Source organism: Pseudoneobacillus rhizolycopersici (assembly GCF_054786815.1).
Genome location: NZ_JBTOOE010000021.1, coordinates 19,369 through 31,956 on the forward strand (window position 1 = coordinate 19,369; position 12,588 = coordinate 31,956).

Sequence of the window (12,588 nt, forward strand, 5' to 3'; positions counted from 1 at the left end):
CTTAAAATGAGTGATATTTTTACAAATAGAGGAACCTAAGTCCGCAACCCCCTTAAAATGCTCGCATTTAGGAAAATTACGGAACACTTGTCCGCTTAAGATTTTCACCCGCATCTAGTTAACATAATAATATTATTTAGCACTACATACTAGATATTTCAACTTATATAAAAAACTGTATCCAAGATGACTTTTTTCACCATCCTAAATACAGTTTTAAGAAAAGGAATCCGCTGTAACGGACACCTCTGCTACATTTGTTCTAATCTTTCTAAAATAGTTCTTTTTCGATATAACATGATCCCGGTTTCGGAAAGGTCATTGATCATGGCTCGGTTGGTAAATGCACCGAAGAGGATGCCAGCAATTGGTACCATTTGAAACAGCTTTTTCCAACCAAACTGGTCTCTGTAGGTATAAACAACCTCTCTCCAACCTTGCAGCTGCGACATCATTTCTGTTGATTTATTATCTCTCTGATAATAACTTGAAAGCTCATTCAATATCGCCTGTTTACCTACGATATCCGCCGATGAAAATTGCAAGCATTTAATAATAAAAATTCTTTCATTTTTATCATTCAGATCATAACCGTGAATGATGGCAATTTCCTGAAGCGTTTTTAAAGAAATCGCTAAAAGCGCTGGAATATCAATTGCAAGAGTAAAAATCCCGCCAATTCATGTGCTTGCGCCTTGTATCGTCGCTAATTTCTTTCTCTGTTCCATGACATCCAAGCTAATTTTATTTAAACTAGATAGAGGAATTTCCTTCATATCTGAAACTTGGTGAATTGGCGTTTTCGTCTCTTTTTGAATCATTTCAAATAGATAGTTTTCATTGATCAAATATTTGCCGCCATTTTGGATATACACACCTATTTCTTCTAACAAGGCACCTACTTTGATATGAATAAATTTAGGGGTAATTTTATCTAATAATTTAAACGGCAATCGACCAATCCGATCCCATATCCATAAGTCACCTTGACTCTTTTCCCATTTTTCAATGCTCGCAAGTTCGTTCAATAATTCGTCTCTTGATTCCATTTACTTTGATCACCTACAAAAATAGTTACTAGATACCTTTTTTTACGAAAAATATCTAAAAAAGTTTCATTAGGTTCCCCCAACTTCTCCCTCCTATGTGATTAATACTAATTTTTTTTAAACGCTTCCAATGAAGATAGTGATTCCCTTGTAAAGTTATATGATTGATGAAAGACATTTGGTTGGTAACTTCGACCCCAAATCGCCTTCATAAATATTATGCTAAATAAAAAAAGAGCCTGAACGATTCAAGCTCTCTGAATGCTGAAACTGCGATTAATTTTAGAAATTGTAAACCACATAGACAGAAACATCAATATTCCCAAAATGTCAGAAACAATAATACCTCTACCGATAAATAAATGTTCATAATGAAATAGTGGTGTATTGTAAATGGCAATAAAAAATGAGATTAGACCAAAAATAAGACTAAGTTTGTTTTTTGTCATTCTAAAGAAGAAATACAAAAGAGTAGCGTAAGCCCAAAATTGCGAATCATACCAAGCGTGTGATAGTCTAATCCCTGCCTTTGTGTGGAAATAAGTGAGCACTAAAACGACTAAAATAAGAAAGGCAATTACGGGTGCAAGTTGGACCAACTTTAAAACACGTATAAAATGGTTATTTATTTTATACGTCTTTTCATCAGACTTGAGCAAATGATTTGTAAATTGTTTATTAAAATAAATAAGCACTAAACTACATGCAAATATCAAAATCTGCATTATTTCACCATCCCTATTTTTTAAACATTAACTACAAATAAATTAACACAAAATAGGAAAAATTGGTATTAATATAATAATTTTTCCTCCTTTTCAAATTAGATCACCACATTTTTGAGTATCCTTACGTTTATTTTATAGGATGATCCTACACGATACCTTTATCAAAAGTAGCTACGTCATAGAACGATTCTTGAATGTGTTCATGAATATTTTGTTTGGATCCTTTCCCTTAATTCATCAAGGACTTTTTCCCAATACTCCTTCATTTCTGCTCTAACAATATCATTGGATAGATTCTCTTGATGAAAGCTTATCGTTGTTTTTTCGCTGTCTTTCGCTATTATACGAACTTGGACAGTAGAAGCTCTTTGCCAATTTTCTTTTTGCCATGTTGGCCGAAGCTGTTCTATTGGTTTAACAATCCGAATTTCCCCTGTCCCTGTTTTTGTCATGTATGTCTGACCAGGTTGAAGGATAATGCCTGTAATTTCCCCCAACCATAAACTCAATCCTATTTCCGAAGTAATCAGTTCCCAAGCATTCTCCTGTGATATCGGGAAAGTCCTTCTAACACCTACTTGAAATCCAACGGTTTTTGTTTGGCCAATCATTCTAGGCTTGTTCATTTCTTTCATCTTTTCACCACTATTCACGATATTTGTTTGTTTTTTATCTTTCGATTTACCTTTTAATAATTCCTTTTTAGTTCTAAAAATTGGGTCCGTGAAGACAGTTGAAAGGTATTGTAAGCACTTTCAATGAACTAATTAGCGAATAATATAGTCGGATTTGTCGTTGAGGGTGCTCTCAATGTCAAAAATGACTTAAAATTTTGCTAGAATTGGCGTTGACGGACGCTCTCAACGACAAAGTGACTTGAAATTTTACTAGAATTGGCGTTGACGGACGCCCTCAACGACAAATTGACCTAGAATTTTGCTAGAATTGGCGTTGACGAACGCTCTCAACGACAAAGTGACTTGAAATTTTGCTAGAATTGGCGTTGACGGACGCCCTCAACGACAAATTGACTTGAAATTTTACTAGAATTGGCGTTGACGGACGCTCTCAACGACAAAGTGACTTGAAATTTTACTAGAATTGGCGTTGACGGACGCCCTCAACGACAAATTGACCTAGAATTTTGCTAGAATTGGCGTTGACGAACGCTCTCAACGACAAAGTGACTTGAAATTTTGCTAGAATTGGCGTTGACGGACGCTCTCAACGACAAATTGACCTAGAATTTTGCTAGAATTGGCGTTGACGAACGCTCTCAACGACAAAGTGACTTAAGATTTTACTAGTATTGGCGTTGACGGACGCTCTCAACGACAAAATGACTTAAGATTTTGCTAGAATTGGCGTTGACGGACGCCCTCAACGACAAAGTGACACAATCTTCTGTTAAAATATCCCTCTTCTACGTATGTTATCATTAATATCTAAATCCAATTGGAAGAAACTTATAAATTTTTTACAATTTAGCTATAATTTTTTAATAGAAATGGAGGCTGGACTATGATTCGTTTCTTCATGTTGGTTGTGTTTTTATTATTTATAGGTGTTTCGTGGCCCTTCATCGAAAACCAGTGGAGTGACACTGATTTTATCAAGATTATGAAAACGATTGAAACGGAATTAAACGATTTGAGTAATAATCCCGACGTTCAAACTACACTTGATGAACTCCAGGGTGTATTCAAAAAATTTAATTCCGAAGATCATTCGTTTGAGAAAGCGGAAGAAAAGAAAATAGAGCTAAAAGCTCCAACCCGACAATTCTTTTCTATCTATAACATTGAATTGGGGATGACAAAGGATGCGATTGAGAAGCAGTTAGGTCAAGCCCAACGGACATCGTTAAATGAGTATGGAACAGAATGGTATGCTTATCATGATGATTATCAAGGTTTTGTAATGGTGATGTATGATGAAAAAAAGCAGGCAGGCGGACTTTATACGAACCAGAACCTTATATCATCTGCCAGTGGAATTAAGTTGGGCAGTTCGAAGACTCTAGTCCATTCGAAACTTGGAGAGCCGATGACAAACATTCGCAAGGGGTTCATTCTTTACCAGCTTCAAGAAGATCGAGATTATGACCTATTTGAATCCGATGGCAGCTATGTGACCATTTTTTATGACAAGCATCAAAATAATACGGTAAAGGCGATGCAATTAATTAGTAAGGATTTAGAGACACGGAAAAACGAAATGTACACAAAAGCGAACGCGAAGTTAAAAGAAGGATTTGAGTATCAAATGTTTGATTTAACGAATGCCGAGCGAGTGCAGCATCGCTTGCTAATTCTGACATGGGATCAGCATGTGCGAAATACGGCAAGGGAGCATAGCCTTGATATGGCAACAAACAACTACTTTGATCACATCAATCTAGAGGGTGAATCCCCATTTGATCGAATGAAAAAGGATCAAATTTCTTTTCAAATAGCAGGTGAAAATCTTGCCTATGGGCAATTTAGCAGCATTTTTGCTCATGAGGGTTTGATGAATTCATTAGGACATCGGGAAAATATTTTGCAGAAGGAATTCGAGTATTTAGGAATTGGCGTTGCTTTTAATGAGCAAGCACAGCCGTACTTTACGCAAAACTTTTATGCTAAATAGTTAATTTATCTTTTAAAATCAAAAGCTTCAAAAAGGAACGAACGTTCGAAGTGATTTCTTCTAATCTAAGGAAACTTTCTCAAATAAAAGCCAAAAAACAAGTGGTGGATAATGACTTGCTTTTTGGCTTTTCATCCCATTACTTTGTCGTCCCTTCCTTAACAGCTGACTAGACACGTTCAAGCTTTTTAAATGGTTTAGGAGGCAATTCCACACGAATGCTATCACCTGGTTTCACTTCTCCGCTCTGCAAGATAATCCCCATGATTCCTGCTTTTCTAATTAGATTTCCGTCTGAATCTTTATCCAAAACAGCCTTTAAAAGTCCCGGTTTAAAATGATCAATTTGAGCACATGGATTGCGTAAGCCGGTTACTTTAATAATGGCTGATTCCCCTATCCATAATTTCGTGTCAGTAGGCAATCCAAGAAGATTGATTCCAACAGTTGTTATATTTTCACCCAGTTGACCTGGTTTAATAGAAAAACGATCGTCTAACTCTTCGAATAACTCGTTTTGAATTAAATGCACTTGTCTTAAGTTCGGTTGATCTGGATTTTGTGCCACTCTTGATCGATGTTTAACAGTTGAACCAAAGTGTGCATCTCCTTCGACCCCAAAACCCGCCACTAAGTTTATCCTCTCATGATTTACTTTACTGAACATATGAGTCTTGCTTAAACTAACCGCTCTGACTGTTCCTAACAGCCCTTCATGATTAACCATTTCATCCTCACAGCCTTTCTTATTTTGCTCCCTAATTGTTCATATTCGATAAAGGCTAAATGATTCCTTCTTTCTATACTTGGGTCTGTTCCTTCAATATGAAAAAGCATTCCCCATTGGAGGAATGCCAGAATCACTCTACTAAAATTACAAAATCTTTTCAAGGTAGCATCTAAATCAAATAGCGTAGCTTTATAACCACTCAACTAGCTTCACTACCTTTCTAGTTTTAAATAAGTACGCTCGTTTACCAAAAATGCAATTCAACTATAGTAGCCGTGTCTCTAATTACTGTTAGAATGATCTTGCTTAAACCGTCCCATTAAAACGGTATTATAGTAATTCCCATCAGATAACACTTTATCTTTTCTTAAAATACCTTCCACTTCAAAACCATATTTTTTGTATAGCTTTATTGCTTTATCGTTGGTTTCAAGAACATTCAAAGTTATTTTCTTGATGCCATTTAGGTCTGCCCAATGAATAAATTCTTTTAAAAGATTTTGGCCGATACCGTATCCCCAAAATTCTTTTAATACACAAACTCCGAATTCTACTCTATGAGAAGATCTTTTCAATTTGCTCCCTTCACATCTTGAAAATCCAACTATTCTTCCATTTACTTCAGCAACTAAAAATAGGTTACGCATACTTTCTGAATCATCTTTAATAATTCGTTTAAAGCCTAATTCATCGAGGTATGCTTCGCCTTTTTCTCGATCTAAATTTTCTGTTTCACCGTCTATTTGCAATCTTACTTCAGACAAGTTTTTAGCATCCTGTTCAATGGCAGTTCTTATAAAATATCGTAAATTATGAATAGTATATTCTTTTGGTTTGAATTTCATTTTAACTTACTCCTAATATTACTTTATTGAATAATTTATCCGAATATAGTTTGCATCACCAACTAGTTTACATAATTATATTATTGATAACTATTACATGCCAATCTATTCATTTTCGCAATTCTCCGCTTCTATCACTATAAATAATCCATTATAATACTTTTCTACTTTACTAATTTTCAATCTGTTATCTGTTAATAGTTTCAATGTCTCCCTGTTCAAACAGCAGCCGTCGCAGATTTTTTTCCAGAATGGTGTTAATAAATCCTGGAGACCTGAGAGAAAGCGGTGATCCATTTTCACATGTTCGATTAAGAGGATTTTTCCATTCGGCTTGCCAACTCTTTTTATTTCATTGACAGCCTTTTGTCCGTCCTCAATCGTACAAAAAACTAAGGTGGCTACGACACTATCAAATGAATTATTAGCAAACGGAAGCTGTTCTGCAGATGCATTGATCACCGTAATTGGTACATTGACCATGTTTATTTTAGATGAGGAATTTTTAATCATATCAAGACTTGGTTCAATCGCAACAACAGATTCTGCATTTACATATAATGGAAAATTGACACCTGTCCCGGATCCAATTTCTAGTACTTTCCCAGTCGCCTTAGAAAGCAATTTCTTTCGTAGCGACCCAATCTTTCGTTTCTCCAATGGATTCATAAAAAAATCATACCAATTGGCAAATGCACGTCCCATCCGATTACTCCTTAAGCTTTAGTTGGTAATCCCGTACCCAGTTGATTTAACCTTAGCCTTTGCAGTTCGGGAATATATCAAATATCATCCCATAACCATTTAATTTCTACCAGGTTAAAATCCTGAACAATAGTTAATTATTTATAACCCCAAAAGCTAGGATTGATATTGGTCTACTAATGGAAAATGTAATCAACTTAAATGTTTTGTACAGTTATATAAAATACAATCCCATTTTTCTTCTGCATCTGCATAATTTAAAATTGTAAGAGAAGTATTGTCTATATAAGTTGTAGGAAATCTATCAGGTAACAAATGTTGTAATGTAAGACCGATTAAAGCACCGTGGCTCACGACTAAAACTCTTTTCCCCCTATAAAGACTTATTATTTCTTCCATAAATTTAATTCCTCTCATTGCCACATCTTCAAATTTCTCCATTCCTAGGTCTAATTCACGCCAGTTATCCCCCCATATTTCAATCCTTTCGGCTTCAGTTGTTCCTTCCATTTTCCCACAATGTATTTCTCGAATCTTTTCATCCATATGACTAATTCCTAAATCTATTTTACTTCCAATAATTTTTGCTGTTTCAATCGCTCTTGATAAGTCACTTGTAATAAGAATATCCCATTTTTCTTCTTGAGACAGCCTATCTCCAATATCTGATGCTTGTTTTCTACCTAACTTATTTAAAGGAATATCACTTACGCCTTGAGCTTTACCTAAGGTGTTCCATTCAGTTATTCCGTGCCGAATTAGTCCGATTGTCGTCATTTTCAAACCCTTTTCCTTCATTTGTTATCTATTTTTATACTATTGCAGCTTTAGATTAATGATAGAAGCCGTTCATGAAAGTTACCTTAAGCCAATATCATCCATTTCGACTGTAATAGATGAAAACCTAAGCTTCCTTTAATAAGGTGACATTCTATTTCTTTAAAGGCATAAAGGATGACGGACTTAATTCTTCACTTTCAATGACGATAGCAGTTAATCCTGTATCCGTTTTGGTTTCATGCCATTCATCTTTCTCCCAAAAAACAGCGTCTCCTGATTGAACTTTAATGTATTCTTCATTATCACCTCGAACATAACCTTCTCCATTCATAATTAAAAGAAGTTGAGGTACTACCGCTTGATGATAGCCTATAACTCCGTTTTCCTCTAAGTACATGCAACCTATATGAGTTGGCTTTTCAGTTTGGATAATACGGGACATAATAAAATCTGAATTAAATCTTGAAATCTTCTTCCCACTATCTTCACTAAATTTATAGAATTCCATTTTCAACCTCCAAAAACTAAGAATATATTTTCATTCAAGATTGATAAAAAATAATCCTTTATTTTACTGCATTGTCCTGCCTCATTACTGGATCTGAGTAAAAAAGCCGAGATAAACAAGTAATATGAATAAATACCGTATAATCTCTGCTTTCTGTATTGGCATCTTTTGGCACAATCGCTCGTGATTAGTTCAGAATCTAATAAGTAACTCTCGAATAATAAAACCTAATAAAATACCAATAACAAATTGTTTTCCTAATAATAATCGTAGTTGACTATGGCTCAAAGATATTGGCTCGCTATTTTTGGGGATGCGTCGAAATAACTTCATAAACCTTCTCCCTCCATTTTATCTCACTATTTTGCTAACTTTTATTTGCTGTAATCCTTCAAAATTAGAGTTCTGAAACTAACCTAACTCTTTACCGCCTAAGGAATGAAAAAAAGTCCATTCTTATGGAAGAATCACTCTTCATTAGTTTAAATCCAGAGCTTCAGAATCTTTAACAAACGCAAGTGTCTTTTCAAAGAGTTGTGGTTGAATTTCAGAATAAGTAAGATGATTAGGAAGGCTCTCAAACAGTTTTATTTCATCAATTTCTGAAACTGGCAAATGACCAATATCCCTTATCCTCCCAAAATATAACCTTCCAAAAGTTTTAGTATCAGAATCATCCATTGAATAGTCGCAAATTGGAGTTAAATCAACATCTAGACAACCAGTTTCTTCAAACAACTCTCTTCTTGCTGTTAATTCAATCGTTTCTCCATACTCCCTATGACCGCCAGGTGTTTCCCAAGTTTTTCTACCCTTTTGTCTAACATAAACCCACTTCCCTTTATAAAAAGCACTAATTACCGCAAATTCTAACTCTGTTTCATTTACGGAATCTAAATTATAAAATTCAATTTTCATATTTACACCTCAATTTCAAAAAAAGAAATGGCTTTCTTGTGACGCTTAAATCGAATGAAGTTGCATTTTGATTTTTAGACCACTCCAAACAAGCTTTAAGTAACATACTTATAGCGTAGTAGCGAAATGGAGTTGGCAAAACATAATGATTTTCTATAGAAATTAGGGGATGGAATATGAAGCTACCATTTTTAATAGATAAGAAAGTATAAAAAGTGGCTTTTGGATCCAGCTTTAAGCGCCAAAAACAAAGCGACTTCACAAATCGGCCTCCGATAAGTCATCATGGTTCTTAAGCTCACCATGATTCCATTATCTCAGTTGTTTTGCTACAGTCGCTACATTTTTAAAATGGCGCTATGCACTTTTTTTTACTATTTGGTCTAGTAATGTCCCAGCTACTTAAAAATTTTTCGTTAATAACTACGCGAGAAAGTCGAGAACCCGCTTGATCACAAGTTTCGTCGCTTCAACATCGTAAGACGGTAAACTGTTGTCGGTGAAGAGATGTTCCTTGCCTTCGTACAGAAAAAGTTCTGCGTGATTGGCCGACGCCACAAGCTCACGCGCCGCGTCGATGTTGCCGTCTTCAACGAAAAAAGGATCCTCTCTCATGGCGTGAATTTGTACAGGCAAGTTGGCCGGCCACTGAGATTCGAAGAACGAAGTCGGGAGGCAGGCATGAAAAAACAATGCCCCTCTGGCGCCTTCACGAGTTTGAGCGAGCTGCTGTGCTGCCGGGACACCGAGTGAAAAACCAGCATAGACGACATCGCGTGAAAGCTCGCTTGCTGCTCGAACGCCGCGCGCCGTCACTTCTTCAAATCCGATTTCCTTCACAAATGCCATGCCTTCCTCCAGCGAGGAAAACAAGCGGCCGTCAAATAAATCTGGCACGTGCACAGTATGCCCCGCATCTCTCAGTTGATTGGCGATTGCTTCAATCCCCTTCGTTCGGCCTAAAACATGGTGTAACAACAACACTTCTGCCATCTGTTTTTCCTCCAATTTCATGAATTTCATATGTCTAAGTTTCGACAAGAAAGCCTGTTTGACCTGCCAGAACTTTACGATTTAGAAATATCTACCTTACTAAAACCCACTTTAGTACATACTCCTGCTTCCTAAACAAGAGTATGACTTATTAACTAAAGCGATCGTGTCCCACTTTATCAAGTATAAACTGTGTCATCTCTTTCAAGCGGTCACGATAGCTTTCCGTCTCCCATTATTTATTTTTATCTAGTCCTTTTCCTTTGGAATTGTCTTTTATTTCTTTGGATATCAAGTTGTTTTTTCTTTAGTGTTAGCCTGTAGAGTTCATCAAATTGCTTTTGATAGCTTTCGAAACGCTCTTGGCTAATGATATCGTCTTGAATGGCTTGTTGAATGGCACAACCTGGTTCGGTGCGATGACTGCAATTGGAGTATTTACATTTTCCAAATAGACTAGTAACATCATTAAAACTTTCCTCCAAGCTACTGGTATCGCCCCAAAGTTGGACCTCTCTTAATCCCGGTGTATCGATAATCATATAGCCGGATGGATGAATACAAAGCTCAGCAGTTGTGGTTGTATGTTTCCCTTTTCCAGTAGCCTTGCTGACAGATTGCTTTAATTGCTTATCCTCCCCTAAAAGGTAATTAATCATCGTCGATTTCCCCACTCCAGATGAACCTAAGAGAGCAATGGTCGTTCCGGAATAAAGATATGGGTCCAAGCTACTCATATTGATATGTTTCTCGGCACTAATGGTTAGGATAGGGACATGGACCGCAACCTGTTTCACCTGTTCCACTTTTTCTTCTAGACTATTACATAAATCCAATTTATTTAAAATAATGATGGGAACTGCTCCACTGTTATAAGTTAAGGTGATATACCTTTCGATTCTGCGAATGTCAAAATTGGCGTCTAACCCAGTGACAATAAACACAAAATCGATATTGGATGCAATGACTTGCTCCTCTGTTAAGCCACCATCAATGATTCCCTTTTTTAGCTTCCTTCCACCTGAGATGGAGAGCTTACGTGAAAAATAGCTTTTCCTTGGTAGAACTGCCTGTATCGATCCGAATGGATGATTCTCATTATGTTTAAAAACGACCCAATCACCTACCGCTGGATATTCATTTGAAAGGTTTGTCGCGTATCTAAACTTCCCGGTTATTTTGGCTTGCATACATTGTTCGCCATCCGAAATCGTATAGATTTCATTATTTTTTCTGATCACCCTAGCGGCACAAAAGCCCTTCTCAAGATAACTATTAAAATGACTTTCAAAAAAAGAATTCCATCCTAAAGATTTACTATTCATGTTTTTCCTCCAATTATTAATAAAATGGAAGAAAAATTCGAAACCACCTCAGAGTGACAATCCACTAAAAAAGCCACAGAGTTATTCACCCTGTGGCTCAACATTTATGAAATGAAAAAGAATTCCCCGTTTTACAAGTATGGATTCAGTAAGTACTAATGAATTAGTTAACCGGTCGAGTGAGTTGTAAAGAGGATTGCACACAGATAAGTTGGCTAAAATTTTTCTTCATCGTCTAAACTCACTCCCTTCAAAAGTATCTTATCAAATATTAACATAATAGGGTTAAATTTACAACCTTTGAGAATTATAGTCTTAAAGAAGTATCTTAGAATCAATTTATCAATAAATAGAGAGCCTGAAACTAAAGAAAAAATAACAAAAAGCTACCTATGTGGTAGCTTTTTCCGGTTGACAAGAAAAATGATTGGTCTTAAAGTGCCATCGATTTGACTTTTTCATTATTCCTAGATAGCCTTTAAGCCTTAATGGTTTGCTTTTTAATAGGAATATAGATGTCCATTTCTTTGTTCTCTGATCCATGGCATCGCTCGTCATACAATTCAAATTCTACTACTCCGCTATGCTCATAGCCGGATTGTGGAAACCATTCAGTGAAAATATAATTCCAAGTAGACTGAATGGAAGATGTAAAGGAATCGTCATTTGACTTTGGGGTCGTGAATACTGCATATTCCAGTTCAGGGAAACTCTTATACATCATTCCTTCAGGTACCTCGGTGCCTTCGTTTACTTCCTTCCCAATGAGATAAACAAACTCACCTGTTTCAGGGTTAAAATCTGTGCAAATGCCAAATTCCACATTTTCATGAATCGGGTTAGGAATGTTACAACCCAATTTATTGTTTAAGAACTGCTGCCAAAATTCAGGGATATCCCTATTATTCTGACCATCTTCATTTTTTGTTTTGAGTCCATATCCCATAATGTGAAAAGCTGGTTTAATGACTAATTTTGGTTCCATCTTACATCCTCCTGAAAGTTGATTTGTATTTAGGTAGGCTTTACCGTGCAAGGGCCCTGAAATTCGATTAGCCCTTCGATATTGCTGCGGTGAAACGCTGTATAACTTTTTAAAAGCGCGATTGAACGACTCTTGGTATTGAAAACCAACATCGATTGCGATATTAATCACCTTTTCATCACTATAGAATAAACGTTCTGCAGCAATGGTGAGCCTTCTCTTTCTGATATAGTCCATGACAGACTCTCCTACCATTGCCTGGAATACACGATGAAAGTGAAAAGGTGAAAAGCAAGCAATCTCTGCTAATTCCACAAGCGAAATTTGCTCATGAAGATTCTCTTCGATATAATCAAGTGTTCGTTGTACACTAACTGCATAATCCATTTTT

The 12,588-nt window shown here is 36.2% G+C and carries 12 protein-coding genes and 1 pseudogene; 1 reads left to right on the forward strand and 12 read right to left on the reverse strand.

What is annotated here, in order from left to right:
- Positions 1–251 precede the first annotated feature (251 nt).
- Positions 252–1,049, reverse strand: a pseudogene (locus ACX9YW_RS17860) (EcsC family protein).
- Between the two features lie 928 nt (positions 1,050–1,977).
- Entirely contained in the window at positions 1,978–2,412 is a 435-nt protein-coding gene (locus ACX9YW_RS17865; protein ID WP_460348961.1) for an SRPBCC domain-containing protein, read from the reverse strand.
- Positions 2,413–3,298: 886 nt separating this feature from the next.
- Here ACX9YW_RS17865 and ACX9YW_RS17870 point away from each other — a divergent pair.
- The gene (locus tag ACX9YW_RS17870) at positions 3,299–4,408 is read left to right on the forward strand and encodes a CAP domain-containing protein (protein WP_460348963.1); all 1,110 of its coding nucleotides are present in this window, start codon (positions 3,299–3,301) and stop codon (positions 4,406–4,408) included.
- A 169-nt stretch (positions 4,409–4,577) separates the two neighbouring features.
- Here ACX9YW_RS17870 and ACX9YW_RS17875 read toward each other — a convergent pair whose 3' ends face one another.
- The 10 genes from ACX9YW_RS17875 to ACX9YW_RS17920 form a co-directional block, all read right to left on the reverse strand.
- Positions 4,578–5,135, reverse strand: coding sequence for an MOSC domain-containing protein (locus ACX9YW_RS17875; RefSeq protein WP_460348965.1), 558 nt, complete (start codon positions 5,133–5,135; stop codon positions 4,578–4,580).
- Entirely contained in the window at positions 5,111–5,341 is a 231-nt protein-coding gene (locus tag ACX9YW_RS17880) for a hypothetical protein (protein ID WP_460348966.1), read from the reverse strand. Before ACX9YW_RS17880 ends, ACX9YW_RS17875 begins: the two co-directional genes overlap by 25 nt.
- 78 nt (positions 5,342–5,419) lie before the next feature.
- On the reverse strand, positions 5,420–5,983 hold the full coding sequence (locus ACX9YW_RS17885; protein WP_460348968.1) for a GNAT family N-acetyltransferase: 564 nt from the start codon (positions 5,981–5,983) through the stop codon (positions 5,420–5,422).
- 105 nt (positions 5,984–6,088) lie between these two features.
- Positions 6,089–6,688, reverse strand: coding sequence for a class I SAM-dependent methyltransferase (locus ACX9YW_RS17890; protein WP_460348970.1), 600 nt, complete (start codon positions 6,686–6,688; stop codon positions 6,089–6,091).
- A 192-nt stretch (positions 6,689–6,880) separates the two neighbouring features.
- Positions 6,881–7,465 carry a histidine phosphatase family protein gene (locus ACX9YW_RS17895; protein ID WP_460348972.1) on the reverse strand — a complete coding sequence of 195 codons (585 nt, stop codon included), beginning with the start codon at positions 7,463–7,465 and terminating at the stop codon, positions 6,881–6,883.
- Positions 7,466–7,619: 154 nt separating this feature from the next.
- Entirely contained in the window at positions 7,620–7,976 is a 357-nt protein-coding gene (locus ACX9YW_RS17900) for a cupin domain-containing protein (RefSeq protein ID WP_460348974.1), read from the reverse strand.
- Between the two features lie 477 nt (positions 7,977–8,453).
- The gene (locus tag ACX9YW_RS17905; protein ID WP_460348976.1) at positions 8,454–8,894 is read right to left on the reverse strand and encodes an NUDIX hydrolase; all 441 of its coding nucleotides are present in this window, start codon (positions 8,892–8,894) and stop codon (positions 8,454–8,456) included.
- Between the two features lie 423 nt (positions 8,895–9,317).
- Positions 9,318–9,887: a dienelactone hydrolase family protein gene (locus ACX9YW_RS17910; RefSeq protein ID WP_460348978.1), complete on the reverse strand. Its 570-nt coding sequence runs from the start codon at positions 9,885–9,887 to the stop codon at positions 9,318–9,320.
- Positions 9,888–10,132: 245 nt separating this feature from the next.
- The gene (rsgA, locus tag ACX9YW_RS17915; protein ID WP_460348980.1) at positions 10,133–11,212 is read right to left on the reverse strand and encodes a ribosome small subunit-dependent GTPase A; all 1,080 of its coding nucleotides are present in this window, start codon (positions 11,210–11,212) and stop codon (positions 10,133–10,135) included.
- 478 nt (positions 11,213–11,690) lie between these two features.
- Positions 11,691–12,584 (reverse strand): AraC family transcriptional regulator, encoded by an 894-nt coding sequence (locus ACX9YW_RS17920; protein ID WP_460348982.1) that lies wholly within the window; start codon positions 12,582–12,584, stop codon positions 11,691–11,693.
- Between the last annotated feature and the right edge of the window lie 4 nt (positions 12,585–12,588).